The sequence below is a fragment of the Marivita sp. S2033 genome, assembly GCF_046592965.1.
In the GTDB taxonomy this organism is placed as follows: Bacteria; Pseudomonadota; Alphaproteobacteria; order Rhodobacterales; family Rhodobacteraceae; genus Marivita.
This window is the reverse complement of sequence record NZ_JBISBV010000006.1, coordinates 208,045-234,696: the sequence shown is the minus strand read 5'-3', so window position 1 is coordinate 234,696 and position 26,652 is coordinate 208,045. Positions and strand designations below refer to the sequence as shown.

Below are 26,652 nucleotides of genomic sequence, written 5' to 3'. Positions count from 1 at the left end.
CGTGATTGGATGTTTGAACTGGCCGCGTCAGCAGCGGTCAGGATAGGTCTGGCAGTAAGCAACGTTGCCCGCTGCCCCGACGGCCGCGCCGGTGAGCAGGTCGCCGCCCGCAACAGCCGAGACGCCGGCACCGGCAGCACCGCCACCAAGCGCCTGCTCGCCGATTGTGTCACCGCAGGCCGCAAGGCCGAGCAATGCGCAGGTTGCGAGAATGAGTTTTGAGTTACGGCTTTGACGGTCCATCGGTTGACTCCTCTGAATGTGGATACCTCTGGGCAAGTAACACCCCGGCCCCACTGGAAGTTCCAGCCAGATCTTCGCCGCACGGAAATTTGGGCGGATCGCCGCTCTAGACCATGGCCCTTGGAACGCCCTGCGGCGCGGCCGTCAGGGCGGCGCACAAAAAAGTCGGGCGCTTGGCATGGGGTGTGACCAAGGCGCCCGACAAGGGAAGGGTAACGGTGAACATTTAGCGCAATCTGCCAGCGCCATGTCACTAGGAACACATCCACTGTGACACAACCGCGAAAGGCGTCAATCATTGATGATATACAACCTAAGGTATCGGCGCTTTCCCGCGCGTAAGCTATGTCGATAGGCGATTTCACGCCCAATCCTCGTCATCAAAGGCATCCGGGAAGGACACACGGGCCACGGGCTCGTTGATGATCAAGCGCGACTCATAGCTCGCGGGATCGAACGGATCGTCATATGGCAGCACTTCACGCCCGAACAGCCAGCTCAGCCGTCCCGCATCGAGATTGCCCCGCTCGAACGGTTCGGTGCCAAAACACTGCCACAGCGCGGCCATGAAGGCCGCATCCGCGCGCTTGTCACCGGGGCGCCGGTCGCGATACCGCTCCAGTCGCTTGAGCGGCGTCACACCCTTGGGGTTGGCCCGCCGCACGACGAATTGATGATCTGTGCCCGGAAGACGACCGGGAAAGCCGCGATGTTTCAGCATGATGCCCCCATCGCGCAAGGGCGGCAAAACAGGGCGAGCGCAGGCGCCCGCCCTGCCGCTGGCTTACTTGTATTTGCCGGTCTGCATAGGCTCCTGGCTGATAGGCTCGGGGGTGATGACCACGAATTCCTCTTCAGCCGGTTGCTGGGCACATGCGGACAATGCCGCAAAAAGTCCGCACGCGGCGAGTAGTTTAATGCTCTTGGACAACTTGATCTCCTGTCAGGCTCACAGGACCCGACAGGACCTGTGGGTCCTGCCTGTCCTCGTTTCGAGGTAATGGCTGCTTGGGTGCAACCGCGCGCAGGATAGCCTGAATCGCAGACAGAACGAGTGCAATCGCCAAACACAGCGCGTCGCTGTGATGCAAAAGACTCAGCCTGCGGCGCGTGATGCCACCGATGCGCAACATAGTGTGGAACCATCAAAAAAACTCCAAGATGCAGGTCTCGTTCTCGACACGGTAGGCTTCGAAATACTGAACGATCTCCGGGTCCGCGACCCCGAATTCGCTTTCGCTCTGGGACAGCGATATGACGATCTGGTCGGGCTGGGCGTCACCCTCTGGCAGGCGCGGCAGCGCATAGGATTCGCACAGATGTTGCATGTCCCGCTCCACATCCTCGTATTCCCGCCCCGCCGCACCGATCTGCGGCGCGACAAAGCGGAACCTGTAAACCGCCGCCTCTTGCAGCACTTCCTGAAACGTCACCGGCTGACCTGACGGCACCGCCAAAACGCTGTCAGCGGCAGACACAGGCACCGCGAACAACGCCAATGCGCCCGCCACGAACCCCCGCCAAGCTCGCCCTTGTGCCACCACTTCCCTCTCCAAGACGTGCGCGTGCACACGCACATTGTTCACTCACAACGGAATGTTATCGTGCTTCTTCCACGGCATATCCTGTTTCTTCGAGCGCAGCGCCGCAAAGGCCCGCGCCACCCGCTTGCGGGTGGAACGCGGCTGGATCACCTCGTCGATAAAGCCACGCTCGGCGGCCACAAACGGATTGGCAAAGCGGTCTTCGTACTCGGCGGCGTGGGCCGCGATCTTTTCCTCGTCGCCCAGATCGGCGCGGTGGATGATCTCGGTCGCGCCCTTGGCCCCCATCACGGCGATCTGAGCCGTCGGCCAGGCATAGTTCATATCGGCGCGCAGATGCTTTGACGCCATCACGTCATAGGCCCCGCCATAGGCCTTGCGGGTGATCACCGTGACCTTGGGCACCGTCGCCTCGCCATAGGCAAACAGCAGTTTCGCACCGTGCTTGATGACGCCGTTGAACTCCTGAGACGTTCCCGGCAGGAACCCCGGAACGTCCACCAGCGTCAGGATCGGGATGCCAAAGCAATCGCAGAAGCGCACGAACCGCGCCGCCTTGCGCGAAGAGTCGATATCCAAAACGCCCGCCAGAACCATCGGCTGATTGGCGACGACGCCCACGGTCTGCCCCTCCAGCCGGATAAACCCGGTGACGATGTTCTTGGCGAACTCTTCCTGAATCTCATAGAAATCGGCCTCGTCGGCCAGCTTGTGGATCAGCTCTTTCATGTCATAGGGCGTGTTCGCGTTTGCAGGCACCAATGTGTCGAGCGACGCCTCGACCCGATCCACATCGTCGAAAAACGGCCGCACGGGCGGTTTTTCGCGGTTGTTGAGCGGCAGGTAATCCACCAGCCGCCGCACCTCGGCCAAGGCCTCCACGTCATTCTCGAACGCACCATCGGCGACAGAGGATTTGCGCGTATGGGTTGTCGCCCCGCCCAATTCTTCTGCCGTGACCTGCTCGTTGGTGACGGTTTTCACCACGTCCGGGCCGGTGACGAACATGTAGGACGTGTCCTTCACCATGAAGATGAAATCCGTCATCGCTGGCGAATAGACCGCACCCCCGGCACATGGCCCCATGATGACGCTGATCTGCGGCACCACGCCGGACGCCATGATGTTGCGCTGGAACACCTCGCCGTAACCGCCAAGGCTGTCGACGCCTTCCTGAATCCGCGCGCCGCCTGAATCGTTCAACCCGATCACCGGCGCGCCGTTCTGCATTGCCATGTCCATGATCTTGCAGATCTTCATCGCATGCGTCGCGCTGACCGAGCCGCCCAGAACCGTGAAGTCCTGAGAGAACACATAGACCATGCGCCCGTTGATCGTGCCCCAACCCGTCACCACCCCGTCGCCCGCCGGGCGGTTGTTCTCCATCCCGAAATCGGTGGACCGGTGAGTGACGAACATGTCGAATTCTTCAAAGCTGTCTTCATCGAGCAGCAATTCGACCCGCTCGCGCGCCGTCAGCTTGCCGCGGGCGTGCTGTGCATCGATGCGTTTCTGTCCACCCCCAAGGCGGGCATCGGCGCGGCGGGTTTCCAGCTCTTGCAGAATATCTTTCATGGACCGTCCCTTTTGGCTTTGGCCGGACAATACTGCGGCGCAGCGCGGCCTCAAGCGTTAATGAGCAAATTTGCAAACTATGGAAATCGCAGTCTTTGCAAACTGCAAAACTGCAAATTGTGTCGAGACACCAATAATATGGACAATCCCGCACCCCAAGCGTACCGAATGGCAATGAGCTACGCCAGTAAGGTCAGGTTTCTCGACCGCACCACTCCGCCGCATATTGTCACACTGATCCTCCTGTCAGGAATTTCAGCGTTGGCGATGAATATCTTCTTGCCGTCCCTGCCCAACATGACCGCGTATTTCGAAACCGAATACCGCCTGATGCAACTGTCGGTCGCGGTTTATCTTGGCGTCAACGCGGTGCTGCAAATCCTGATCGGCCCGATCTCCGACAAGATGGGCCGCCGCCCGGTGATCCTGTGGGGGATCGTGGGCTTCTGTCTGGCGACGCTGGGCTGCATCTACGCACCCGACATCTACAGCTTTCTGGCCTTCCGCATGGCACAGGCGGTGATCGTCGCCGCGATGGTGCTGTCGCGCGCAGTGGTGCGCGATTGCGTGCCGGCCAACCAGGCCGCGTCGATGATCGGCTACGTGACGATGGGCATGGCCGTCGTTCCGATGATCGGCCCGACCTTTGGCGGCGTGCTCGATCAGATGTTCGGCTGGCAGTCGAATTTCTGGCTGCTGCTTGGCCTTGGCGTCGGAATGTTGTGGCTCACATGGGCCGATCTGGGCGAAACCGCCGCCGTCAGCGGGCTGAGCCTCGGCGCGCAGTTCCGGCAATATCCCGAGCTTTTCGTCAGTCCGCGTTTCTGGGGCTACGCCTTGGCCGCTGGCCTCGCCTCGGGGGCGTTCTTTGCCTATCTGGGCGGCGCGCCCTTTGTCGGCACCGATGTCTACGGCATGGAGCCTGCGATCCTCGGCCTGTTCTTCGGTGCTCCGGCGATCGGCTATTTCGCGGGCAACTTCCTCTCGGGGCGCTACTCCGCCCGGATCGGGATCAACCGGATGGTGTCCATCGGATCACTGATAAACGCGACCGGGATCGGCATGTCGATTGCGCTGTCCTGGCTTGGTCTGGGGTCGGAATGGACCTTTTTCGGCTTCATGACCTTTGTCGGGCTGGGCAATGGCATGGTCATTCCCAACGCCACCTCGGGGATGCTGTCGGTGCGCCCGCATCTTGCGGGCACCGCATCGGGGCTTGGCGGGGCAATCATGCTGGGGGGTGGCGCGGGTCTGTCGGCGCTCGCCGGTGTGGTGCTGGTGCCAGGGTCCGGGCCGTTGCCGCTGCTCTGGATCATGATGGCGACCGCCATCGGTGCGATTGCCGCGATCCAGTTCGTCATCTGGCGCGCCGCGCAGCTTGGAGGGCTGGACAGCGCCTGACGGATTTGCAAACTCGCCCCTGACGCATTGCAAACCTGCAAAGGGACGACATGGCCACCCAGAAACTCTACGCCGGGGCCAAGCTGCGCGAGATCCGCACGCGGCTTGGCATCACGCAACGCGATTTTTCGGCCAAGATGGGCGTCTCCCTGCCCTATCTCAACCAGATGGAAAACAACAAGCGCCCGCTGTCCACGACGGTGGTGCTGGCGCTGGCGCAGGAGTTCGGCGTCGATGTCACCGAGCTGGGGCAAGGCGATGCGGAGCGGATGATTTCGGACATGCGAGAAGCGCTGGCCGATCCGGTCTTTGCAGATGCCGCGCCGCCGGTTGCCGATCTGCGCCTCACCGCCTCGAACGCGCCGGGCCTCGCGCGGGCCTTTCTGGAACTGCACCGTGCCTATCGTCAGACCCATGAACGGCTCGCCTCGCTCGACGAAGCGCTGGGTCGCGAGGGTGCGCAGCTTCAACCGAGCCCCTGGGAAGAAGTGCGCGACTTTTTCCATTACTGCGACAACTACATCGACGCAGTCGATCGCGCTGCGGAACGGGTGGCAACCAAGCTGACCGGATCGGACAAGGTCCGCGCGGCCATTCGCGGGCTGGAGGCCGAGGGTCTGCATGTGCGGTTTTCCAATTCATCGGATCTGCGCCGCTTTGACGAGCAGCGTCACGAATTGACCCTGTCGTCGCTGGCGACACCCGAAACCCAGACCTTTCAGATGATGCTGCAACTGGCTCTGACCCGGCACGGGCAATTGCTGGACGCAACGCTCGATCTGGCGCGCTTTCAGTCCGACGCGGCGCGGGACATCGCGCGTCTGGGACTCGCCAATTACTTTGCCGGTGCCGCAGTGATGCCCTACGGCCACTTCCTGCAAGCCGCCCATGACACGCGGCACGATCTGGAACTGATGGCGCGCCGCTTCGGCGCATCGATCGAACAGGTGGCGCACCGGCTGTCGACGTTGCAACGCCCCGGTGCCAAGGGAATCCCGTTCTTTTTCGCCCGCGTCGATCAGGCCGGCACGATCACCAAGCGCCATTCCGCCACGCGGTTGCAATTCGCGCGCTTCGGCGGTGCCTGTCCCCTGTGGAACGTGCACCGCGCCTTCGAGACACCGGGGCGCTTTCTGCGGCAATTGGCCGAAACCCCCGACGGGGTGCGTTATATCAACCTGGCGCGTGATGTGTCCAAGACGGGGGGTCGCTTTGGCGCGCCGGTGCGCCGCTATGCCATCGCGCTTGGATGCGAGGTCAAACACGCGGGCGCGCTGGTCTATGCCGACGGTCTGGATCTGAACCGCGATTCCGCGTTCGAGCCGATCGGCATCTCCTGCCGCATCTGCGAACGCGCCAATTGCCATCAGCGCTCGGTGCCGCCACTCGAGCGCAAGTTGACGGTACAAACCCATCGGCGCGGTGTCTTGCCGTACGAGTTGAGTTGACGGAGCCATCTTGGGGCTCTGCCCCAAACCCCGAGGTATTTGTGGCCCAAAGAAGCCTAGACGCCCGCGACGGGCCAGCGGTTGGCGAGGTCGGCCATCAAGGCGCGGTCGGTGTCGTCGAGCGGGCCGCTTGCGTGCGGGCGAAAGCGCATGCGGAAGCTGTGGAGCATCGTTTCTGGCGGCGCTGAAGCGGTGTAACCGAAGATGCGCGCATTGGCAGCGAAATCATCCGTGCCGGTCGGATCGGGCCAGACCGACAATCCCCGTCGCGCAAGGCGGCGCCAGTCAAACCGGGGACCCGGATCGATCTTGCGCCCCGGAGCCATGTCGGAATGGCCGATGACCCGTTCCGGCGGGATCGCGTGGCGGTTCAGGATGTCGGACAGGAGCTCATCGAGCGCATCCATCTGAGCCGCCGCGAACGGGGTCGATCCGGTGTTGGCAATCTCGATGCCGATGGAGCGGGAATTAATGTCCGTGAGCGGTCCCCAGGCACCTGCCCCGGCGTGCCACGCGCGCTCTGCTTCATCAACCAACTGATAGAGCGTGCCGGAGGGCGCGATCACGTAATGCGCCGATACCTGCGCCGTGGGGTTGCAGAGCCAGTCCCGCGCGCCCTCCGCGCTTTGTATGGCGGTATAGTGCAGCACCACCATGTCGGGGCGCGCGCCATTCCGGCGCGGGCCGCAATTGGGTGACGGATGCCAGATCGCCGTCAGTTGTGCACCGCGCGGAACGGTGCCGGATCCCACCCGCAGGCAAAGCCGTCGCCATCGGGATCAAGCTTGTTGCGGTCCTTTTCGGGGCCACCCTCGGCCAAGAACGCCTCTTGTGCCAGATCGGCGGAGGCAAAGCCGGCGCAATTGCGCTGGGTGCGGGATTCGGACGCAAAGCCACCGCGCCGGTAGAGCGACACGCCTTTGGGATTGGTGGTCTGCAAGGCATAGGCCACGATATTGGGGGTGTTCGTGCCGGGGCGGGTTGGCAGCGCCTCGGGCTGGATCACCTGATACTGCGCACGGTTCTGCGCGATCAGGGCGGCGTCGCTTTCGATGGTGCGGCTGCTGGACACCGCGTTGAAATCGTTCTCACCGGATATGCCGGCGGCGTTTTCGACGATTGCCGGTGCGGGGTTGGACGGCGAGGCGTTCAGCGGCGCAACGCCCGAATTTGCCAGACGGGCCTGATCTTGCGGCGAGATGCCGGTGAGCGGCGCGCCTGTCACTGTGGGTGGTGCAGCGATGACCGACGCAGGAGCACGCCCTTCGAGCACGGCTTCGCGACGCTGCGTATAGCCGTCGTAATTGTCGAACCCGACGCCTTGCGCGCTGTTGGGGACCTGATGGGTACAGCCCGCCAGCGCAAGGAGCGCGATGGTCGGGACTGCGTGGAAAATCTTTCGGTTCTGTGTCATGTCCTGCCTCGTTTGGCGTGGTTTACCACCATTGCGAAGGTTTCGCCACAAACCCCGCCGCGCGCTCCAGAGCGTAAGCGGTATTCAGCAAATCGCCCTCTTCCCAAGGGCGACCGATCAGTTGCAGGCCCAGCGGCAGGCCCTGTTGGTCGACACCCGCAGGCACCGAGATCCCCGGCAGCCCCGCGAGATTGACCGTCACCGTAAAGACATCGTTGAGATACATCTCGACAGGATCCTTCACGGTGCGGCCCAGTTCAAACGCCGCCGAGGGTGTGGCGGGTGTCAGGATGGCGTCGATGCCGTCGTCGAACACCTGCTCGAAATCGCGCTTGATCAGGGTGCGCACCTTGCGGGCGCGGTTGTAATATGCGTCGTAGAAACCCGCGGACAGCACATAGGTTCCCACCATCACGCGGCGCTGCACTTCGGCGCCGAACCCTTCGGCGCGGGTTTTCTCGTACATCTCGGTGATGCCGTCGCCCTTGGCAAGACTGGCCCGGTGGCCGTAGCGCACGCCATCATAGCGCGCGAGGTTGCTTGAGGCTTCGGCAGGCGCGATGACGTAATAGGCCGGCAGCGCGTATTTGGTGTGCGGCAGCGAGATGTCCTTGATCGTCGCACCCGCATCCTCCAGCATCTTGCGCCCTTCGGCCCAGAGCGCCTCGATCTCCTCGGGCATTCCCTCCATGCGGTATTCGCGCGGGATGCCGATGGTCTTGCCCCTGATGTCACCTGTCAGCATCGATTCAAAATCGGGCACCGGCAGATCGGCCGAGGTGCTGTCCTTGGGATCATGGCCGCACATGGCCGTCAGCATGATTGCGGCATCGCGCACATCCTTGGTCATCGGTCCGGCCTGATCGAGCGAGGAGGCAAAGGCCACGATGCCCCAGCGCGAACAGCGGCCATAGGTCGGCTTGATCCCGGTGATGCCGGTAAAGGCGGCCGGCTGGCGGATGGAGCCGCCGGTATCGGTGCCGGTGGCCGCGAGGCAGAGATCGGCGGCGACCGCGGCGGCAGAGCCGCCGGACGAGCCGCCCGGTGTCAGCGCGCTGTCGTCATTGCCGCGCCGCCACGGATTGACCGCATTGCCGTAAACGCTGGTTTCGTTGGACGAGCCCATGGCGAATTCGTCCATGTTGAGCTTGCCCAGCATGACCGCACCGGCATCGAACAACCGGTTGGAGACGGTGCTTTCGTATTCCGGCTTGAAGCCTTGCAGAATGCGGCTGGCCGCCTGGCTGGCGACGCCTTTCGTGCAGAAGAGATCCTTGATGCCGAGCGGGATACCGCAGAGATCAGGCGCGTCGCCCGACCCGATCCGGGCATCTGCCGCCCTGGCCTGTTCCAGTGCGATGTCGGGCGTCTTGTGGACAAAGGCGTTCAGCGTATCGGCCGCGTCGATGGCGGAGAGGCAGGCCTCGGTCAACGCGACACTGGTCACATCGCCCTTGCGCAGCGCGTCGCGGGCGTCTGCGATTTTCATTTTCGTCAGATCGGACATCATTCAACCACCTTTGGCACAGCGAAAAACCCCTCGCGGGCGTCTGGGGCATTGGCGAGGATCTTGTCCTGCATACCACCATCCGTCACCACGTCGGCGCGGCGCGGCAGGCGCATCGGGGTGACGCTGACCATCGGGTCAACACCATCCACATCGACCTCGTTCAACTGCTCGATAAAGCCAAGGATATCGCTGAACTCCTGCGCCAATGCAGGCAGATCGCCCTCCTCCACGCGAATACGCGCGAGTTTGGCCACACGGGCAGCGGTTTCGATGTCGATGGACATGGCGCGTCGTCCTTTTGGATTGCGGGATTGCCTTTGGCGATGCGTTTAGCGATCCCGCGACGTGGGTTCAAGTGGCGGAACGCGGCCGATCCGGGCGGCGGCGGTGCGCCTCGCCTGCGCTGAACACGGTGGCGGGAAACCGCAGGCGATGATGCACGCCGGTGGCCAGCCAGTCGGTCTCGATCTGGCCGCCAAGCTGTGCCCGGACGGTGATGTCGATCAGTTTGCTGCCGAACCCGGTTTCGCTCGGCACTGTCGGTATCTCTGCCCCGCCGGTTTCGCGCCATTCCAGTGTCACTCCACCATCGTCCTCCACCTGCCCTGTGATGGCGAGCGTTCCATCCGGTGCCGCCAGCGCTCCGTATTTGGCGGCGTTGGTCGTCAGTTCGTGCAGCACAAGGGCGATATCGGTGACGGGACGGCCTTCCAGGCGCAGGTCCGGCAGGTCGATGCGCAATGTCTTGTCGCTCTGCTCGACATGCGGTTCGAGCAGACGGCGCACCAGGGCATCAAGCGCGATCGACATCTGCGCGCTGTCCCCGGACGCGATGGCCGGGCTGATCAGCTCATGCGCCCAGCTGAGCGCCGAAAGACGTCCTTGCAGGGCTTTTGCCATGTCAGCCGGAGTCTCTGCGGTGCGCGCGGTGAGCGAGATCATCCCACCAAGGATGGAAAACAGGTTCTTGACGCGGTGGTTCAACTCCTGCGCCAACATGCGCAAGGCGCGCCGTTCGTGGCGCAACCGCAACTCGGTTTCGAGCATCGCGGCAAGATCGAGCAGAACGGCCAGATCGGCGTCGCTCCAATGATGCACCTGATCGTCGATGGCGCAGAAAGAGCCAAGTGTCTGGCCTTCCGGCGAGCGGATCGGCACACCGAGATATGCCGATACGCCCAGTTCGGACACGGCGAGATTATGCTTGAGGAGCGGGTGCACTTTGGCGTCGCTCACCGCCAGAGGCGTCCCTGTCGAGACGACATATTGGCAGAATGAATGCGTCAGCGGCGTTTCCGGCGCATCGTCCATGGTTTCGGGCAGGCCTTGATGGGCCTTGAAATACTGGCGCTCGTTATCGACGAACGACACCAGCCCCACGGGCACGCCGATGATCTGGGTGGCAAGCCGCACGAACCGGTCGAACTCTTCTTCGGGGAGGCTGTCCATCATGCCGGTCCGATCCAACGCCGCGAGGCGTTGCGCATTGTTCAGCGCGTCGGAGTGATGCGGGATCGGTTTGGCTGGAAAATCGTCCACAGGCAGGTATTTATCCTTGGCGGTTAACGGCATACCGGGCCGTTATACCCTTGAAGCTGTGGGGCAATGCAAGCCCGAAAGACCGGGCTTGCACAGAGGGTTGACGAGCGACCTTTGACTTACGCGGAGGCCTTGAGGGCCTGATCGAGATCGGCAATCAAATCCTTCGGGTCTTCGGTGCCGATCGAAATACGCACCACGTTCGGCCCGGCACCCGCCGCTTCTTGCTGCTCTTGCGTCAACTGGCGGTGGGTGGTCGAAGCCGAATGGATCACAAGGCTGCGGGTGTCGCCAAGGTTTGCCACATGGCTGAAAATCTCGAGCGCGTCGACGAACTTGATGCAGGCGTCATAGCCGCCCTTGAGCGTCACGGTGAACAACCCGCCCGCGCCCTTGGGGCAGATCTTCGCGATCCGGTCGTGATAGGGCGAGGACGGCAGGCCGGCATAGGTGACCGCCTCGACCGCATCGTGATTCTCAAGCCATTGCGCCACTTCCTTTGCGTTCGCGACATGTTTCTGCATCCGCAGAGACAATGTCTCGATCCCCATCAGCGTGTAATGCGCCGCTTGCGGATTGAGCGTCATGCCCAGATCGCGCAACCCGATGGCGATGCCGTGGAAGGTGAAGGCCAGTGCGCCAAAGGTCTCGTGAAATTTCAGGCCATGATAGGCCGGCTCGGGCGCGCTCAGCGACGGGAACTTGTCGGAGGCCGACCAGTCGAATTTGCCGCTGTCGATCACCGCGCCACCCATGACGGTGCCGTTGCCGGTCAGGAACTTGGTCATCGAATGCACCACGAGGGTCGCACCGTGTTCGATCGGGCGGCACAGGTAGGGCGTCGCGGAGGTGTTGTCGACGATGAGCGGGATACCGGCGTCGTCGCTGATCTTCGCAATCGCATCGAGATCGGTGATGTAGCCGCCGGGATTGGCGATGGATTCGCAGAACACCGCGCGGGTGTCATCGTCGATGGCGGCCTTGACCGCATCGAGATCGTCGAAATCCACAAAGGTGCAGGACCAGCCAAAGCGCTTGATCGTGTGGCTGAACTGCGTGACCGTGCCGCCGTAAAGCCGTGTCGAGGCGACGATGTTCTTGCCCGGCCCCATCAGCGGAAACAGCGCCATGATCTGCGCCGCGTGGCCCGAGGAACAGCAAACCGCACCGGCCCCGCCTTCGAGCGTCGCCATGCGTTCCTGCAATGCCGCGACGGTCGGGTTGGTCAGGCGGGAATAGATGTAACCCACTTCCTGAAGGTTGAAGAGCGCCGCCGCGTGATCGGCATCGCGAAACACGTAAGCCGTGGTCTGGTAGATCGGCACCTGCCGTGCGCCGGTGGCCGGGTCGGGCCGAGCGCCGGCGTGGATCTGAAGCGTGTCAAAGCCGTGTTCGGGTGCGTCTGTCATGTTGGTGTCCCCATTGAAATGTCAGTTGCGCACAGGATTAGGCCATCGCGCGGGCGCTCACAACTGCCCTTGGCTTGGAAAGAACGCGCGTCAAGGAGTGCGGGATCTGTGGTGGAACTCTGTCCCGCGCAATCGGTCTCGTCCGAAACAACGTTTCCCGGCCCTTGCGGTTCGGGGGCAATCCGGCAAACATGCGCCCGACCACCGCCGCGCAAGAAAGGTTGCCTCATGTCCCTGCCCTCGTCGATGAAAGCCGTCGAAATCTCCAAGCCCGGCGGGCCGGAGGCGTTGACACCGGTGACAGCACCCGTGCCGCAGCCGGGGGCCGGGCAGATCGTCATCAAGGTGGCATATGCGGGCGTGAACCGCCCTGATGCGTTGCAACGCGCCGGAGCTTATAACCCGCCACCCGACGCCTCGCCGCTGCCGGGGCTCGAGGCGTCGGGTCATGTGGCGGCGGTCGGTGAAGGCGTATCGCGATGGGCGGTGGGCGACGCGGTCTGCGCGCTGTTGCCGGGTGGCGGCTATGCGGAATACGTCGTGACCTTTGCCGATCACGCGCTTCCCGTGCCAGAGGGCATGGCGATGGATCAGGCCGCCGCGCTCTGCGAGACGTTCTTTACCGTCTGGTCGAACGTCTTTACACGCGGCCGCTTGCAGGCGGGCGAGCGGTTTCTGGTGCATGGCGGCTCGTCCGGCATCGGCACCACGGCGATCCAGCTTGCCGCGCTGCGCGGTGCACGGGTGTTCACCACGGCCGGGTCAGACGAGAAATGCGCCGCCTGCGTCGATCTTGGTGCCGAAGCCGCATGGAATTACCGCGAGGTTGATTTCGTCGAGCAGATGAAGGCCCAGGGCGGCGCGGATGTGATCCTCGACATGGTGGGCGGCGAATACATCGCGCGCAACCTCAAGGCGCTGGCCGAGGACGGGCGGCTGGTCCAGATCGCCTTCCTGCAAGGCCCGAAGGCAGAGATCAACTTTGCGCCGCTGATGATGCGCCGTCAGACGATCACCGGATCGACCCTGCGCCCGCAATCGGTTGCCGCCAAAGCCGCCATCGCCCGCGATTTGGAAAGTGAGGTGTGGCCGCATCTCGCCTCGGGTCGGATCGCGCCGGTGATGGACAGCGAATTCGCGCTGGCCGATGCCGCCAAGGCGCATACGCGGATGGAATCGTCAGAGCATATCGGCAAGATCGTGTTGAAGGTGGGGTGATGCTTCCGCAATATCACCGTTCGCCCTTTACCCGGCAAAGCTGATCGTGGCGTCAATCGCCCGTTTCCACGCGCCGTACTTCTGATCGCGCATATCGGCGCTCATGTCCGGATCAAAGCGCGCATCGGCTGTCCACTGCTCGGCAAAAGCCTCCATATCCGGCAAAATCCCGGCCTTGTACCCCGCCAGCCAGGCCGCGCCCATCGCGGTGGTCTCCAGCACGCGGGGTCGCTCGACGGGGGCGTCGATGATGTCGGAGAGGAACTGCATCGTCCAGTCCGACGCGCTCATGCCGCCGTCGACCCTGAGCGCGGTCTCGGAATCACCGGACCAGTCCGCCTTCATCGCATCCAGCAGATCACGGGTCTGATAGCCGACGCTTTCCAGCGCGGCGCGGGCGAATTCCTCCGGCCCTGAATTGCGGGTCAGGCCATAGATCGCACCGCGACATTCGGCGTTCCAATAGGGCGCGCCAAGGCCGGTGAACGCCGGAACGAGAACAATGGATTGCGCAGCATCAGCGCGTTCTGCAAGCGGCTGCGTTTCCTTGGCGTCACGGATCATCTTGAGCCCGTCGCGCAGCCATTGTACCACCGCGCCCGCGATGAAGATCGAGCCTTCCAGCGCATAGGTCGGCTTGCCATCAAGCTGATAGGCGATGGTCGTGAGCAAACGGTTGGTCGAGGTGACGGGCGTGTCACCGGTGTTCAGAAGCGCGAAACATCCCGTGCCATAAGTGGATTTCAGCATCCCCGGCTTGAAACACGCCTGCCCCACGGTGGCCGCCTGCTGATCGCCAGCAATGCCCAGGATCGGGATCGCCCGGCCAAACAGGTCGGGGCGCGTCTCGCCGAACTCGGACGCGCAATCCTTGACCTCGGGCAGCATCGACATCGGGATTTTGAGCGTGTCACAGATCGTTTTGGACCAGCGGCCCTTGCGAATGTCATAGAGCATGGTGCGCGCCGCGTTGGTGGCGTCGGTCACATGCTCCTTGCCGCCGGTGAGGTTCCACACCAACCAGGTGTCCACGGTGCCGAACACCAGCTCTCCAGCCTCGGCACGGGCGCGCGCGCCGTCGACATTGTCCAGAATCCACGCCAGCTTGGTGCCGCTGAAATAGGGATCAAGCAACAGGCCCGTCCGGTCCGCGACAACCTCTTCAAAACCGTCCGCCTTGAGCGCCTTGCAGAATTCGGACGTGCGCCGGTCCTGCCAGACGATGGCATTGAACACCGCCTTGCCGGTGGTGCGGTCCCAGACAACCGTCGTTTCGCGCTGATTGGTGATGCCGATGGCGGCAATGTCGGCGGTTCCTGCACCGGCCTTTTCAATCGCCGACCGGCAGGTCGCGGCGGTGGTGGCCCACAGATCGGACGGGTCATGTTCGACCCAGCCACTATTGGGGTAATGCTGCTGGAATTCCTCTTGTGCCGACGCCACGGTGTTGAGCGCGTCGTCAAACAGGATGGCACGCGTCGAAGTCGTGCCCTGATCGATGGCAAGAATATGCGTCATGGGCGTCGCCCCTCCTCAAAGCGGTGCCGGATACCCGAAAGGTGACGGATGAACCGGCAAAGTTCCAGCGTCATTCCACATCGCCGTTTCTCTGCGCCGCCATCCACGCGTCAAGTGCCGCGATCTCATCCCCGCTCAGGCGCAGTCCGAGCTTGGTGCGCCGCCACACCACGTCCTCGGCGGTGCGGGCGTATTCCCGGCTTATCAGCCAGCGCAGTTCGGCCTCGCTCAGCGTTGCGCCGAAATCGCGGCCGAGATCGGCCGCGCTTTTGGCATCGCCCAGCACGTCGGTCGCCTCGGTGCCATAGGCGCGCACAAGCCGGCGTGCCCAGAAGTCGGTCAGGAACGGATAGCGCGTTTTAAGCCTGCCGATCAGCGCATCCACCCCATCGACCGGAAAATCGCCTCCGGGCAAGGGCACGCCAGCCGTCCAGGCGCCCGGCACATCGCGCAGATGGGGCGCCATCTTTTCCAGCGCGCTTTCGGCCAGACGGCGATAGGTGGTGATCTTGCCGCCGAACACGTTCAACACCGGCGCGCCGCCATCGGTGTTGACCTTGAGCGTATAATCCCGCGTTGCCGCCGTGGCAGAGCTGCTGCCGTCGTCGTAAAGCGGGCGCACGCCGGAATAGGTCCAGACGACATCGGCATCGGTCAGATCCTGCTTGAAATACCGGTTGGCAAAATCCAGCAGGTAGGACTGTTCCTCGGGCGTGCAGACCGGCGTAACAGAGGGGTCGTCATGCTCTGCTTCGGTGGTGCCGATGAGGGTGAAATCGGTCTCGTAGGGAATGGCGAAAATGATGCGTCCATCGGTGCCTTGAAAGAAATAGCACTTGTCGTGATCGTAAAGTTTTCGCGTCACGATATGCGAGCCGCGCACCAGCCGGACGCCTTCGGTCGAGTTCACGCGGATTTTCGTCTGGATGATGTCGCCCACCCACGGACCACCGGCGTTCACCAGCATCCGCGCGTAATGGGTTTGCGTCTCGCTGTTTTCGCAATTTTGCGTTTCTACGCGCCACAGGCCGTCGTCGCAGGTTGCCGACATGACCTTGGTGCGCAATAACAGCCTTGCGCCCCGCGCCTCGGCATCGCGCGCGTTCAACACCACGAGGCGGGAATCCTCGACCCAGCAATCCGAATATTCGTAGGCTTTGGAGAAGCGATCCTCCAGCGGCGCGCCCTCGGGTGTGCCATCGAGACTGAGCGTTTTGGTGCCGGGCAGAATATGGCGACCACCAAGGGTGTCATACATGAACAGCCCCAACCGGATCAGCCACGCAGGCCGCCGCCCTTTCATCCAAGGCATCACAATGCCAAGTATCTTTGACGTCGGCGTGTCGGATTCAAACCGCATATCCTTATGATATGGCAGCACAAACCGCATCGGCCAACTGATATGGGGCATTGCCCGGAGCAAGACCTCACGCTCGATCAGAGCTTCGCGCACGAGGCGAAATTCGAAATATTCCAGATAGCGAAGGCCGCCGTGAAACAGCTTGGTGGACGCCGACGATGTGGCGGAGGCGAGATCATTCATTTCGGCCAGCGTCACGGACAGCCCGCGGCCGGCAGCATCACGCGCGATCCCGCAGCCATTGATGCCGCCGCCGATGATGAAAAGATCCGCCGGGTTGCTGAGCCTGCTTTCTGCCAATGGCCAACGCCTCCTGATCGCTTGGGTCTGGCAAAACTATGTCAACCCGCCACGCGTTAGGCAAGCGTTTTGGTTCGTTTATGTTCGCTTTGGCCTTTGCGACGCAGTCACGGAAATTCGGGCTAGGCGCGCACAGTTTTTCCAACCTATGGTAGGGACACCAACCCTCCTGCCCCCGTGAGCCTTGCCCATGTCCCACGCCTTTCGCCAACAAGACATCCTCGACATCATCCGCAAGGACGGCAAGGTCACGGTGGACGGGCTGGCGCAACATTTCGGCGTCACCTTGCAAACCATTCGCCGCGACCTTTGCGATCTGGCCGAGGAGGGTCAGGTCGAGCGTGTGCACGGCGGTGCGATGTTGCCCTCGGGGACCAGCAATATCGGCTACGAGGAGCGGCGCCGCCTCAACCTCGAGGCCAAGGCGGCGATTGCGCGGGCCTGTGCGGCGCGCATTCCCGACAACATCGCGCTGTTCCTCAACATCGGCACCAGCACCGAAGCGGTGGCGCGCGAATTGCGCGATCACAAGAACATGCTGGTGGTGACCAACAACATGAATGTCGCCAACATTCTGGTCGATACGCCGGAATGTGGCGTCGTGGTCACCGGCGGCCACCTGCGCCGAACCGATGGCGGATTGGTGGGCAAGCTGGCGATCGAGACGATCCTGCAATTCAAGTTTGATCTGGCGATCATCGGCTGCTCGGCGCTGGATCGCGACGGCGATTTGCTGGATTTCGACATTCAGGAGGTCGGCGTCAGTCAGGCGATCCTGCGCCAGTCGCGCCAGACCTTTCTCGTCGCCGACGCCTCCAAGCTCAAGCGCAGCGCCCCGGCGCGGATCGCCTCGCTAGAACGGATCGACACGCTGTTCACCGACGCCCCTCTGCCCGGCGATCTACCCGCGCGCTGCGCGGAGTGGGACACCGAAGTGGTGGTCGCGCGCCCCACCTGAGGCCCGCGCTACTGCGCCGCCATCGAGCGTGTATCGTCTTCCTCACCATCGCCGGAGCGCTCCACCATCACGGTGCGCGTCGGGAACGGAATGTCCACACCGGCGGCATCCAGCGCTTCCTTGACGGCGCGTTTCATATCGGCCTGGTACTGGAAATAATCGCCCGACGAACACCAGACCCGAACCAGGAAATCCACGCTGCTGGCGTTGAGGTTGTTGACCTGAATGAACGGCTCAGGTTGCGCGTGAGAACGCGGATCGGACATGATCGTGTCGCGGATGACCTGTTCCGCCTGCGCCAGATTGGCGCCGTATCCGACGCCGAATTCCCATTCCGCGCGACGGGTTTTGTAGGCCGAGTAATTCTTGATCGTATTGCCCCAGACTTCGGAGTTCGGCACCACGACCTTGACGTTGCCCATATCGGCGATCTCGGTATAGTTGAGCGTGATCTCCATCACCGTGCCGACCACGTCATTGACCTGCACGAAGTCGCCCTTTTTCAGAGGCCGGAACAGGATCAGCATCACCCCCGCCGCCACATTCGACAGCGTGCCCTGAAGTGCGAGGCCGATGGCCAGACCGGCGGCACCGATGACGGCGACGATGGAGGTGGTCTGCACGCCGAACGTGTTGAGAACGAACAGCGCGGTAAAGGCCAGTACCGTGTAGCGGGTGATGTCGCCGAGGAAGGAAAACAGCGTATCGTCAAGTCCGGGATGGCGTTCGCTGATCTTGGCGATCCGGCGTTGCAGGATACCCGAGATGACGAAGCCGAGGATCAGGATGACCGCCGCGCCAACCACGTTGCCGGCGAAGGACATCAGCGCTTCCAGCGTCAGCAGATCGGCAAAGGACTTGCCGTTATAGATCTCCATCGTGAACATCGAGGTCAGCTTGGCCCAAACCCCGTCCGCGACCGTTTCAATCTCTTCCATGATATGCTGCCTCGTGAATTATTTTTACAAACTAAGCCCGCATAACGCGTGGCGGCGAGAAAGGTTCCCCGGCGCGGATAGGTCACGCGCGCGGGCAACGCAACATCGCGCTTGGGTCTTGCGCCCGGGACGGGACTGCGCCGATAGTCGCCCGAGCAGTTGTTTCAAAGAGCCGACATCATGCACACCGATCCCGCTGAGAACTTTCAACCCATTCCCGACAAGGACTGGCCCGACGCGCTGGCCGAGTTTCGCGGTGGGTTTCTCGGCTCTGCAAACGTTTACCGCGTGATGGCCCATCATCCGGCGCTGGTGCGGGCGTGGGCGCAGTTGCGCCAGCATGTGGTTGTGGACACCACCTTGGGACATGAGCGCAGCGAGATCGTCATTCTGCGGGCGGCAACCCATCTCGGGTCGGAGTACGAATGGGCACATCACGTCTCGCGGGCGCGCAAGCTGGGGATGAGCGATGCGCGTATTGCATCCTTGCAAAATGATCCCGCTAAAATGGCGCGAGATGACGACATTCTTGCAAAATGCGTGGACGAACTGATGCACGACAAGCGCCTGCATCCCGACACGCTCGCGCAGACCGTCACGCTGGTCGGGCGGCATGGGGTGTTCGATGTGATCGCAACCGTCGGGTTTTATTCGACGCTCGGCTATATCCTGAATACGTTTGAAACGCCAATTGACGCCGCAATCGCGCAGGAAATGGCTCAACATCCGCTAAAATGAGGAACCCGACATGACAGCCTGGATCGACATGGTCGCGGACGAGGAAGCCTCGCCGCGCCTGAAAGAGCTGCTGGACAGCGCCCGCACGCCACATGGCACCGTGGATACGGTGATGCGGGTGCACTCGTTGCGGCCCGAAACGATGCACGGGCATGTCACGCTCTATCGCTCGGTGCTGCATTCCGACGACAACCAGCTGCCGTTCTGGTTTCTTGAGGTGATCGCCAGCTACACGTCGATCCTGAACGATTGCACCTATTCGCTGACGCATCACTTCATGAACGTCCGCAACCTGCTCAAGGACCAGCCCCGCTCGGACCGGATTTTCACCGCGCTCAAGGCGCATCGGCCCGAAGATGAATTTGACGGCAAGGAGTTGGCGCTGTTGCGGTATGCGGCGAAATTGACAGTGTCGGTGGGCAAGATGGTGAAGTCGGATTTCGAGGCGCTCAAGATCGCCGGATGTGATGACGGGGAAATACTCGAGGTCAATCAGGTGTGCGCTTATTTCAATTATTCCAATCGCTTGCTGAACGGTCTCGGAGCATCGACCGAAGGCGATGTGGTCGGATATTACAAAGCCTGAGCCACATCCGCATGATCGGCCCCCGGCATCGTCGCAGCAAATTTTAGGGATCGCTACCACATCGCGAAACGCGCTCTAGATCAAGCGTTCACGGCGGTGCGCGGCTGGGCTAAAGTCGCGCACAAACGGAATTGTGATTGGGGCGTGCACGCCACTCACTGCAAAATTGGCTTGCGTCCACAAGGACTTCCTTGGTTTGGTGCAAGCAGATACCGGGGGACGACGAATGGCCTTTTTCGCATGACGGGTGACACGCCCATCATCTCGTTTGACCATGTCGACAAGTTCTATGGCGATTTCCAAGCCCTCAGGAACATTTCGATCTCCGTGCGCGAAGGCGAGCGCATGGTTGTGTGCGGGCCGTCTGGATCGGGCAAATCGACCTTGATCCGCTGCATTAACGGGCTGGAATTCCACAACTCCGGCGTGTTGATCGTGGACGGGATCGAGGTGCATGAACACTCAAAGGAGATCTTCAAACTGCGTCAGGAAGTCGGGATGGTGTTTCAGCAGTTCAACCTGTTTCCCCACCTCACCGTTCTGGAAAACCTGACTATCGGCCCGATCAAGGTGCGCAAGGTCTCCAAAGCCCAGGCCGAAGCGACGGCGCGCAAGTATCTGGAGCGGGTACGGATTCCCGAACAGGCCGACAAATACCCGCGCGCGCTCTCGGGCGGTCAGCAGCAGCGCGTGGCGATTGCCCGGTCACTGTGCATGGAAAGCCGGATCATGCTGTTTGACGAACCGACCTCGGCGCTCGATCCGGAGATGATCAACGAAGTGCTCGACGTGATGGTCGAACTGGCCGACACGGGCATGACGATGGTCGTGGTCACGCATGAAATGGGCTTCGCGCGCAAGGTGGCCGATACGATGGTGTTCATGGACGGCGGCGAAATTGTCGAGACCGCGCCGCCCGAGACGTTCTTTACCAATCCCGAAAGCGCCCGCTGCCGGGCCTTCCTCGACCAGATTCTGGAGCATTGAGTGAGCGCCAGCGACACATTCCAACCCGCACGAGGGCGCGCCCTGCCCGGCCGCAGGCCGGTGGCGCAGGTGGTGGATTCGATCACGTTTTCGGTGATCCTTTATGCGGTCATCGTGGGTGGCATCATCTGGCTTGCCTATTCCGGTGCACAGGCGATGGGGTATAATTGGCAATGGTATCGGATGCCGCAGTATTTCTACACCGTGACCAATGAAGGCTTTCAATGGGGCGAGATCAGCATCGGGCTGGTCAAGACGCTGACGCTGTCGGCGACGGCCTTTGCCCTGGCCATCGTATTGGGGCTGGTGACGGCGCTCTTGCGCCTGTCGGGGCTGGTGGTGTGCACGGGTGTCGCTGTCGGCTACCTCGAACTGATCCGCAACATCCCGCTGCTGGTGCTGCTCTATCTGTTTTACTATGTGCTGGGGCCGGTGTTCGGGTTTGACCGCTACTGGGCCAGCATCCTGTGCCTTGCAGTGTTCCATTCGGTGCTGATTTCGGAAATCCTGCGCGCCGCGATCAATGCGGTGCCCAAGGGGCAATGGGAAGCCGCAACCTCAATCGGGATGTCGCGTGCTCAGGCCTATCGCTATATCGTGCTGCCGCAATCCATCCGCTTCATGCTGCCCCCGATGACCGGAGAGGCGGTGCATATCGTCAAATCCTCGGCCATCGTCAGCGTCATTGCGGTGGCCGAACTCACAACCATCGGGCGCAACATCATTTCAGACACATACATGAGTTTTGAAGTATGGTTTACCATTGCCGCCGTCTACATGGCGGTGACACTGGCCCTGTCGATCGGTGTGTCGATGGTGGAAAAGCGTTATGCAACAGACACTTAATCCGCGCAGCAGAACCTGCGCATCACCACAGGGAGTATCGAGATGACAATCACAAGACGGTTCATGGCCGCGGCATTGGCGCTGTCGGTCGGCGCGGCCGGACTGCCCGCTCTGGCGCAGGACATCACGCAGCAATTGTCGAATGAAAGCGTGATCGAGACGATCAAGAAACGCGGCGTGATCAAGATCGGTCTGTCGATCTTCAAGCCGTGGTCGATGCGCGATCTTAACGGCGAGCTTGTCGGCTTTGAATTGGACGTTGGCCGCAAGCTGGCCGAGGATATGGGCGTCGAGGTGGAGTTCGTGCCAACCTCGTGGGACGGCATCATCCCGGCGCTGGTGTCGGGCAATTTCGACACCATCATCAGCGGCATGACGATCACGCCGCAACGCAACCTGACGGTCAACTTCACCATACCTTACGCCTATTCCGGCATGACCATTCTGGCCAACACCGCGATGACGGAAGGCTTTACGCTTGAGGATTACAACTCTGCCGACGTCACCTTTGCCGCGCGCCGCGGGGCGACGCCGGCGACCGTGATCGCCGAGATGTTCCCAAAGGCCGAACTGTTGCTGTTTGACGAGGACGGCGCATCGACACAGGAAGTGCTGAACGGCAACGCACATGCCACCATGATGTCGGAACCCAGCCCGTCCGACGAGGCGCGGGCCAATCCCGACGTTCTGAGCGTGCCCTTCAGTGAAGCGTTCCGTGCCGGTGGCGAGGGCTTTGCCATTCGCAAGGGCGACCCGGATGCGTTGGCGTTCTTCAACAGCTGGATCACCGCGAGCGCCAATACCGGCTGGCTGAAAGAGCGGCACGACTACTGGTTCCGTGGCAACGAATGGGCCGACATGGTGGCCGAATAATCATCTCCTGCCCTTCGGCCACGCGCCGGGGGGCATTTTGGAACCGGGACAGGCAGCGTGCTGAAACGATTGAGAAAACTCCACTGGCTCGACTGGCTTGTGCTGGCCGTGGTGGTGGCGTTTTTCGGCTATATCTGGTGGAAGATCGAAGGATCGCTCAACTACACATGGCGCTGGCATCTGATCCCGAACTACATCCTGCGCTATCACACGGGGCGAGAGGAATGGTTTGCCAACCTGCTGTTGCAGGGTCTGATCACCACCATTCGGATTTCGATATACGCCAGCATCCTCGCCGTGATCCTCGGCACGATCCTGGGCATCGCGCGCTGCGCCAAGAACCTGACGGTGCGCATGTTGGCGCGAACCTATCTCGAGGTTTTGCGCAATATCCCGCCTGTGGTGGTGATCTTCATCTTCTTCTTTTTCCTGTCGCAGCAACTCATTGAGGCGCTGAATATAGAAAACTGGGCACGCGAGATCGCGAAGTCCGAAAACCGCGGCGTCTGGGAGTTCTTCTTTGGCGACATGCGGCGCTTTCCCTCGCTGATTTCCGGCGTGATCGTGCTTGCCCTGTTCGAAAGCGCCTTTGTCGGAGAGATTGTGCGCGCGGGCATTCAATCCATCGAGAACGGCCAGCGCGAGGCCGCACGCTCGATCGGGATGAGCCGTTATCAGGAAATGCGCTATATCGTGCTGCCGCAGGCCGTGAGCCGGGTGCTGCCGCCACTGGCCAACCAATTCATCACGCTCATCAAGGACAGCGCGATCATCTCGTTGATTTCCGTACAGGAACTGACATTCAAGACCGTGGAACTTGTCGCCTCGACCCGGTTGATCTTTGAGGCGTGGATCACCACTGCGGCCTTCTATTTCGTGATCTGTTTCGGATTGTCGATGCTGTTTCGCAAGCTGGAGAACCGCACCTCTTAGCGGGCGGTTTGCAACGGCGCGGTCCGGGCATCCAGCCAGTCGAGGCCGACACGGCGGTCGGGATGCGCAAAGATGCGGGCGACGCTTGGATAGGTGTCCAGAATCTCCTGCCCGCCCTTCAGACGTGCGGGATGGAAGGTGCCGTCTTGCCAGACCGGAACGCCGTCGAACCGGATCGTCGGATCCAGCACGTTGATCGAGATCTCTCCCGGTGCGTAGTCTCCGCAGGTGTGAAAATGCAGGATGCGCGGGTTGCCGAACGCCAGCCCGCTCCAGCGTTCGTAATCCTGTCGCGCATCTTGCGTGAAGGCGCAGGCGGGATGGATGCCCGCATGCCATGAATGCACGCAATTTCGGTCGATGCCGAACAGGTTTGCAACCCGATCATACTGCGCATGGGCCGTGGCCACATCGCGTGGCGAGCCTTCAAAGCCGATCAGCCGGCCGCACTCCATCACCGCGAGGACCGGGCCGTCGAACTCGACCGTGTAGCCATCGTAATAATGCGCGCCGGTGCCGGTGAGAAAGCCGCAGATCGCCGCGCGGCCCGAGAATTGCGCGCCCGGAACGGGTTTGAACACCGACATCGGAAACCGCAGGATGCTCGTGTCGCCCGATGTGGTGTCAGGCATGGCCGGAGTGCCGCGCAGATCGGTGCCGCGCGGGCACGTGACGTGGATGTCATCGGCCCGCATCAGCGCTTCGGTGACGCAGTCTTTCAGATGCAGCATGGCGTCGTGCTGCGTGGTGCAAAACGGTGCGTTCAGCAAGGCGCGGTTCAACGCAAAACTGACGACGATCCGCTTGTCCTTCGGCATTTCCGAAAACCGCAACTGATCGCCAAGTCGCGCCAGGAAAATCACGATATCGGCCTGCTCCATCCGGGCTTTCAACGGGTCGGGCAAGGCGTTTGCGAATGGTGTGAACCCCACGTCCATCGTCTCGACCGTCAGGCCAAGATCGCGTGCGGTGGTCGCCACGTCGTGGTGCACATCGTCGTCGAAATAGCCGTATGACGCAGGTTCATAGGCGATCAGCACATGCTCGCCCGGTTGGGCGTGAGCACAGCGCAACAGCATATTCACGGCGCCTGACATCGGTTTCACATCTGGTCTCCTGACAAACCGAGCCTAGGTTCGATGCGCCGCGCGGGCTAATTGAATCCGGTGATGATTTATATTAGCCTGGCTAATATGATCCTGAACCTGCCCTTCGCTGCCCTGCGCGCCTTTGAGGCGGTCGCCCGGCATGGCAGCTTTTCCGAGGCCGCCGACGAATTGGGCGTCGGTCAAAGCGCGGTCAGCCAGCATGTGAAGGCGCTTGAGGAATGGCTGGGGCACGATCTGGTGACGCGCGGCGCGCGCCGTTCCAAACCCACGCCCGATGGCGCGCGGCTGGCGCAGAGCATCGCCGACGGGCTGGGACGGATCTCGCAAACCTGCGACACCATTCGCGACAAGCGCCGCGACGACGCCACTATCGTGATCAGTTGCCACCCCGGCTTTGCGTTCATCTGGCTGTTCCCGCGACTTCTGACATTCGATCAGGCGCATCCCGAATGCGCGATCTCCATCACCACGGCACCCAGACCCGGCAGCGCGGCCAAGACCGACGCCGATATCGCCATCCATTACGGCGCGATCGAACGCCCCGGCTACGTGGTCGAGCCGCTGATGGGCGAAGACCTGTTTCCGGTCTGCGCGCCCGCCTTGCTGGAAGGGCTGCACCCGTTGCGCAGCATCGACGATCTGGCATTTCACACGCAGATCCGCGACGAATTCACCTCGGATGCGCCGGACCTGCCCAACTGGGAATACTGGGCGCGCGAAACCGGGCTGGCCCTGCCGACACCGGCCCGCACGCGCAGTTTCGGGCAGACGAACATGGTGGTACAGGCGGCGATACAGGGCGGCGGTGTGGCCTTGGGGCGCAGCCCGCTGGTGCTTCATGCACTGCGCGACGGACGTCTGGTACGACCGTTTCCGCAGATCGTGCGCTCGCCTTTGCAATATTGGCTGGTCTATCCGCAAGACCACGGCAGATGCGCAAGAAACCGGCTGTTCATAGACTGGATCAAGGCCGAGGCCGAAGCCGAGATGCACATCGCGTTGCCGCCGCCGATTGGCGGGACTGCATATCGGGATTAGTCACGTTAATCAGATCCATCAGCAGGCCACACTGGCGCGCCGCCGCGATCCGGTGCAGTCTTGCGCAAACGGATTTCGGTTGGCGACGGGATGGGCATGTTTCTCAGGAATTGTTGGTATGTGGCCGGATGGTCGCGGGAGTATGGGCGCGAACTCAAGGCCGAGACCTATCTGGGCGAGGATGTGGTCATCTACCGCACCGAGGCGGGCGATCCCGTCGCGCTCGAAGATGCCTGCCCGCACCGCAAACTGCCGCTTTCCGAGGGCAATCTCAAGGGCGACACGGTGGAATGCGGCTATCACGGGCTGACATTCGACTGCACCGGCACATGCGTCGCAGCGCCCACGCAACGCGGCCAGATCCCGCGCCGCGCGGTAGTGAAATCCTATCCGGTGGTGGACCGCTACCGGCTGCTCTGGATCTGGATGGGCGATCCGGACAACGCCGATCCGGCCCTGATTTTTCCCATCGAGAATTTCGAGAACCCTGATTGGGGATACACGGAAGGCGGCGCATTGGACATCGACTGCAATTACCTCTGGGTCTGCGACAATCTGCTGGACCCCAGCCATGTCGCCTGGGTGCATGTCACGTCCTTCGCTGGCGCCGGAACCGACGACGGCCCCCTTGACGTGAGCAAGACAGATCGCGGCATGATCGTATCGCGCTGGATCTACGGCCAGCCGCCATCGCCCTACTATGCCAATCTCGTCAAATTCGACGGCGCGTGCGACCGGCTTCAGCACTACGAAATGTGCCTGCCGGGGATCGGTTTGAACAAGTCGATCTACACGCCCGAAGGAACCGGCGGGCCTGACAGCGCGCCCGTGGATCTGACGCTGATCAACATCTCGTATAATTTCATGACCCCGATCACCGAAGACAAAACCCGCTATTTCTGGTTTCAGCATCGCAACACCGATCCGCATAACAAGGCGGTGTCGGACCAGATGAACAAGGGCGCGCGCATGGCGTTCGAAGAAGACCGCGCGGTGCTCGAAAAGGTGCACAAGGGCATGAAAAACCCCGCTACGCCTTATATCGACCTTGGGCTGGATGCCGGGGCCAAGCAGTTCCGCCTGATGCTGTCACGCGCGATCGAGGCCGAACAGATGGCAGGCTGATTGATTTGGTGTCTGCGCTCTTGTAGCGATGTGGCATAGCCC

27 protein-coding genes are annotated in these 26,652 nt (G+C 61.9%); 12 read left to right on the top strand and 15 right to left on the bottom strand.

Features of this window, described 5'->3' with window-relative positions:
* Positions 1-27: 27 nt before the first annotated feature.
* The 5 genes from ACGKZZ_RS12575 to ACGKZZ_RS12555 all read right to left on the bottom strand — a co-directional run bounded on the left by ACGKZZ_RS12575 (position 28) and on the right by ACGKZZ_RS12555 (position 3,362).
* A complete protein-coding gene (locus tag ACGKZZ_RS12575) occupies positions 28-243 on the bottom strand; it encodes a hypothetical protein (protein WP_411223915.1) in 216 nt (71 codons plus the stop codon).
* A gap of 361 nt (positions 244-604) precedes the next feature.
* Positions 605-964, bottom strand: coding sequence for a hypothetical protein (locus tag ACGKZZ_RS12570; protein WP_411223914.1), 360 nt, complete (start codon positions 962-964; stop codon positions 605-607).
* A 63-nt stretch (positions 965-1,027) separates the two neighbouring features.
* Positions 1,028-1,174, bottom strand: a complete 147-nt coding sequence (locus tag ACGKZZ_RS12565) for a hypothetical protein (protein WP_411223913.1) — start codon at positions 1,172-1,174, stop codon at positions 1,028-1,030.
* Positions 1,175-1,388: 214 nt separating this feature from the next.
* Positions 1,389-1,784 (bottom strand): DUF6497 family protein, encoded by a 396-nt coding sequence (locus ACGKZZ_RS12560; RefSeq protein WP_411223912.1) that lies wholly within the window; start codon positions 1,782-1,784, stop codon positions 1,389-1,391.
* 45 nt (positions 1,785-1,829) lie between these two features.
* Positions 1,830-3,362, bottom strand: coding sequence for an acyl-CoA carboxylase subunit beta (locus tag ACGKZZ_RS12555; protein ID WP_411223911.1), 1,533 nt, complete (start codon positions 3,360-3,362; stop codon positions 1,830-1,832).
* Positions 3,363-3,536: 174 nt separating this feature from the next.
* Between ACGKZZ_RS12555 and ACGKZZ_RS12550 the strand changes: the two genes are divergently transcribed.
* Together ACGKZZ_RS12550 and ACGKZZ_RS12545 are read left to right on the top strand one after the other, a co-directional pair.
* On the top strand, positions 3,537-4,763 hold the full coding sequence (locus tag ACGKZZ_RS12550; RefSeq protein ID WP_411223910.1) for a multidrug effflux MFS transporter: 1,227 nt from the start codon (positions 3,537-3,539) through the stop codon (positions 4,761-4,763).
* Between the two features lie 50 nt (positions 4,764-4,813).
* Positions 4,814-6,211 carry a helix-turn-helix domain-containing protein gene (locus ACGKZZ_RS12545; RefSeq protein ID WP_411223909.1) on the top strand — a complete coding sequence of 466 codons (1,398 nt, stop codon included), beginning with the start codon at positions 4,814-4,816 and terminating at the stop codon, positions 6,209-6,211.
* A 56-nt stretch (positions 6,212-6,267) separates the two neighbouring features.
* Here the strand turns inward: ACGKZZ_RS12545 and ACGKZZ_RS12540 are convergent, their stop codons facing one another.
* The 6 genes from ACGKZZ_RS12540 to ACGKZZ_RS12515 all read right to left on the bottom strand — a co-directional run bounded on the left by ACGKZZ_RS12540 (position 6,268) and on the right by ACGKZZ_RS12515 (position 12,083).
* Positions 6,268-6,963, bottom strand: a complete 696-nt coding sequence (locus ACGKZZ_RS12540) for an N-acetylmuramoyl-L-alanine amidase (protein ID WP_411223908.1) — start codon at positions 6,961-6,963, stop codon at positions 6,268-6,270.
* Positions 6,927-7,625: a hypothetical protein gene (locus tag ACGKZZ_RS12535; protein WP_411223907.1), complete on the bottom strand. Its 699-nt coding sequence runs from the start codon at positions 7,623-7,625 to the stop codon at positions 6,927-6,929. Before ACGKZZ_RS12535 ends, ACGKZZ_RS12540 begins: the two co-directional genes overlap by 37 nt.
* 22 nt (positions 7,626-7,647) lie before the next feature.
* On the bottom strand, positions 7,648-9,132 hold the full coding sequence (gene gatA, locus ACGKZZ_RS12530) for an Asp-tRNA(Asn)/Glu-tRNA(Gln) amidotransferase subunit GatA (protein WP_411223940.1): 1,485 nt from the start codon (positions 9,130-9,132) through the stop codon (positions 7,648-7,650).
* Complete coding sequence (gene gatC / locus ACGKZZ_RS12525) at positions 9,132-9,419, bottom strand: Asp-tRNA(Asn)/Glu-tRNA(Gln) amidotransferase subunit GatC (RefSeq protein ID WP_411223906.1); 288 nt, start codon at positions 9,417-9,419, stop codon at positions 9,132-9,134. Before gatC ends, gatA begins: the two co-directional genes overlap by 1 nt.
* A gap of 67 nt (positions 9,420-9,486) precedes the next feature.
* Positions 9,487-10,707 carry a GAF domain-containing protein gene (locus ACGKZZ_RS12520; RefSeq protein WP_411223905.1) on the bottom strand — a complete coding sequence of 407 codons (1,221 nt, stop codon included), beginning with the start codon at positions 10,705-10,707 and terminating at the stop codon, positions 9,487-9,489.
* 86 nt (positions 10,708-10,793) lie between these two features.
* Positions 10,794-12,083 carry an O-acetylhomoserine aminocarboxypropyltransferase/cysteine synthase family protein gene (locus tag ACGKZZ_RS12515; protein WP_411223904.1) on the bottom strand — a complete coding sequence of 430 codons (1,290 nt, stop codon included), beginning with the start codon at positions 12,081-12,083 and terminating at the stop codon, positions 10,794-10,796.
* Positions 12,084-12,311: 228 nt separating this feature from the next.
* Here ACGKZZ_RS12515 and ACGKZZ_RS12510 point away from each other — a divergent pair, with 228 nt between their 5' ends.
* Positions 12,312-13,301: an NAD(P)H-quinone oxidoreductase gene (locus ACGKZZ_RS12510; protein WP_411223903.1), complete on the top strand. Its 990-nt coding sequence runs from the start codon at positions 12,312-12,314 to the stop codon at positions 13,299-13,301.
* Between the two features lie 27 nt (positions 13,302-13,328).
* Here ACGKZZ_RS12510 and glpK read toward each other — a convergent pair whose 3' ends face one another.
* Entirely contained in the window at positions 13,329-14,819 is a 1,491-nt protein-coding gene (gene glpK, locus ACGKZZ_RS12505; protein ID WP_411223902.1) for a glycerol kinase GlpK, read from the bottom strand.
* Between the two features lie 70 nt (positions 14,820-14,889).
* Positions 14,890-16,479 (bottom strand): glycerol-3-phosphate dehydrogenase, encoded by a 1,590-nt coding sequence (gene glpD, locus ACGKZZ_RS12500; protein WP_411223901.1) that lies wholly within the window; start codon positions 16,477-16,479, stop codon positions 14,890-14,892.
* A gap of 190 nt (positions 16,480-16,669) precedes the next feature.
* On the opposite strand from glpD, the gene ACGKZZ_RS12495 reads away from it, so the two are divergent.
* Positions 16,670-17,437, top strand: coding sequence for a DeoR/GlpR family DNA-binding transcription regulator (locus ACGKZZ_RS12495; protein ID WP_411223900.1), 768 nt, complete (start codon positions 16,670-16,672; stop codon positions 17,435-17,437).
* Between the two features lie 8 nt (positions 17,438-17,445).
* Here ACGKZZ_RS12495 and ACGKZZ_RS12490 read toward each other — a convergent pair whose 3' ends face one another.
* The gene (locus ACGKZZ_RS12490) at positions 17,446-18,375 is read right to left on the bottom strand and encodes a mechanosensitive ion channel family protein (RefSeq protein WP_411223899.1); all 930 of its coding nucleotides are present in this window, start codon (positions 18,373-18,375) and stop codon (positions 17,446-17,448) included.
* Positions 18,376-18,555: 180 nt separating this feature from the next.
* Between ACGKZZ_RS12490 and ACGKZZ_RS12485 the strand changes: the two genes are divergently transcribed.
* From ACGKZZ_RS12485 to ACGKZZ_RS12460, 6 genes are all read left to right on the top strand, one after another.
* Positions 18,556-19,113, top strand: coding sequence for a carboxymuconolactone decarboxylase family protein (locus ACGKZZ_RS12485; protein ID WP_411223898.1), 558 nt, complete (start codon positions 18,556-18,558; stop codon positions 19,111-19,113).
* A gap of 10 nt (positions 19,114-19,123) precedes the next feature.
* A complete protein-coding gene (locus ACGKZZ_RS12480; protein WP_411223897.1) occupies positions 19,124-19,699 on the top strand; it encodes a carboxymuconolactone decarboxylase family protein in 576 nt (191 codons plus the stop codon).
* A 240-nt stretch (positions 19,700-19,939) separates the two neighbouring features.
* Complete coding sequence (locus ACGKZZ_RS12475; RefSeq protein ID WP_411223896.1) at positions 19,940-20,686, top strand: amino acid ABC transporter ATP-binding protein; 747 nt, start codon at positions 19,940-19,942, stop codon at positions 20,684-20,686.
* Positions 20,687-21,532 carry an amino acid ABC transporter permease gene (locus ACGKZZ_RS12470; RefSeq protein ID WP_411223895.1) on the top strand — a complete coding sequence of 282 codons (846 nt, stop codon included), beginning with the start codon at positions 20,687-20,689 and terminating at the stop codon, positions 21,530-21,532.
* Positions 21,533-21,574: 42 nt separating this feature from the next.
* Positions 21,575-22,405: a transporter substrate-binding domain-containing protein gene (locus ACGKZZ_RS12465; protein ID WP_411223894.1), complete on the top strand. Its 831-nt coding sequence runs from the start codon at positions 21,575-21,577 to the stop codon at positions 22,403-22,405.
* Positions 22,406-22,462: 57 nt separating this feature from the next.
* Entirely contained in the window at positions 22,463-23,338 is an 876-nt protein-coding gene (locus ACGKZZ_RS12460) for an amino acid ABC transporter permease (protein ID WP_411223893.1), read from the top strand.
* Here the strand turns inward: ACGKZZ_RS12460 and ACGKZZ_RS12455 are convergent.
* Entirely contained in the window at positions 23,335-24,435 is a 1,101-nt protein-coding gene (locus tag ACGKZZ_RS12455; protein WP_411223939.1) for a hypothetical protein, read from the bottom strand. The genes ACGKZZ_RS12460 and ACGKZZ_RS12455 overlap by 4 nt on opposite strands.
* A 72-nt stretch (positions 24,436-24,507) precedes the next feature.
* Between ACGKZZ_RS12455 and ACGKZZ_RS12450 the strand changes: the two genes are divergently transcribed.
* Together ACGKZZ_RS12450 and ACGKZZ_RS12445 are read left to right on the top strand one after the other, a co-directional pair.
* On the top strand, positions 24,508-25,485 hold the full coding sequence (locus tag ACGKZZ_RS12450) for a LysR substrate-binding domain-containing protein (RefSeq protein WP_411223892.1): 978 nt from the start codon (positions 24,508-24,510) through the stop codon (positions 25,483-25,485).
* Positions 25,486-25,581: 96 nt separating this feature from the next.
* On the top strand, positions 25,582-26,610 hold the full coding sequence (locus ACGKZZ_RS12445; RefSeq protein WP_411223891.1) for a Rieske 2Fe-2S domain-containing protein: 1,029 nt from the start codon (positions 25,582-25,584) through the stop codon (positions 26,608-26,610).
* Positions 26,611-26,652 lie beyond the last annotated feature (42 nt).

Coding starts and splice junctions, on each gene's coding strand:
- ACGKZZ_RS12575 (WP_411223915.1), bottom strand. CDS start 243: ATGGACCGTCAAAGCCGTAACTCAAAACTCATTCTCGCAACCTGCGCA.
- ACGKZZ_RS12570 (WP_411223914.1), bottom strand. CDS start 964: ATGCTGAAACATCGCGGCTTTCCCGGTCGTCTTCCGGGCACAGATCAT.
- ACGKZZ_RS12555 (WP_411223911.1), bottom strand. CDS start 3,362: ATGAAAGATATTCTGCAAGAGCTGGAAACCCGCCGCGCCGATGCCCGC.
- ACGKZZ_RS12550 (WP_411223910.1), top strand. CDS start 3,537: ATGAGCTACGCCAGTAAGGTCAGGTTTCTCGACCGCACCACTCCGCCG.
- ACGKZZ_RS12545 (WP_411223909.1), top strand. CDS start 4,814: ATGGCCACCCAGAAACTCTACGCCGGGGCCAAGCTGCGCGAGATCCGC.
- ACGKZZ_RS12535 (WP_411223907.1), bottom strand. CDS start 7,625: ATGACACAGAACCGAAAGATTTTCCACGCAGTCCCGACCATCGCGCTC.
- gatA (WP_411223940.1), bottom strand. CDS start 9,132: ATGTCCGATCTGACGAAAATGAAAATCGCAGACGCCCGCGACGCGCTG.
- gatC (WP_411223906.1), bottom strand. CDS start 9,419: ATGTCCATCGACATCGAAACCGCTGCCCGTGTGGCCAAACTCGCGCGT.
- ACGKZZ_RS12520 (WP_411223905.1), bottom strand. CDS start 10,707: ATGCCGTTAACCGCCAAGGATAAATACCTGCCTGTGGACGATTTTCCA.
- ACGKZZ_RS12515 (WP_411223904.1), bottom strand. CDS start 12,083: ATGACAGACGCACCCGAACACGGCTTTGACACGCTTCAGATCCACGCC.
- ACGKZZ_RS12510 (WP_411223903.1), top strand. CDS start 12,312: ATGTCCCTGCCCTCGTCGATGAAAGCCGTCGAAATCTCCAAGCCCGGC.
- glpK (WP_411223902.1), bottom strand. CDS start 14,819: ATGACGCATATTCTTGCCATCGATCAGGGCACGACTTCGACGCGTGCC.
- ACGKZZ_RS12495 (WP_411223900.1), top strand. CDS start 16,670: ATGTCCCACGCCTTTCGCCAACAAGACATCCTCGACATCATCCGCAAG.
- ACGKZZ_RS12490 (WP_411223899.1), bottom strand. CDS start 18,375: ATGGAAGAGATTGAAACGGTCGCGGACGGGGTTTGGGCCAAGCTGACC.
- ACGKZZ_RS12485 (WP_411223898.1), top strand. CDS start 18,556: ATGCACACCGATCCCGCTGAGAACTTTCAACCCATTCCCGACAAGGAC.
- ACGKZZ_RS12480 (WP_411223897.1), top strand. CDS start 19,124: ATGACAGCCTGGATCGACATGGTCGCGGACGAGGAAGCCTCGCCGCGC.
- ACGKZZ_RS12475 (WP_411223896.1), top strand. CDS start 19,940: ATGACGGGTGACACGCCCATCATCTCGTTTGACCATGTCGACAAGTTC.
- ACGKZZ_RS12465 (WP_411223894.1), top strand. CDS start 21,575: ATGACAATCACAAGACGGTTCATGGCCGCGGCATTGGCGCTGTCGGTC.
- ACGKZZ_RS12455 (WP_411223939.1), bottom strand. CDS start 24,435: ATGTCAGGCGCCGTGAATATGCTGTTGCGCTGTGCTCACGCCCAACCG.
- ACGKZZ_RS12450 (WP_411223892.1), top strand. CDS start 24,508: ATGATTTATATTAGCCTGGCTAATATGATCCTGAACCTGCCCTTCGCT.
- ACGKZZ_RS12445 (WP_411223891.1), top strand. CDS start 25,582: ATGTTTCTCAGGAATTGTTGGTATGTGGCCGGATGGTCGCGGGAGTAT.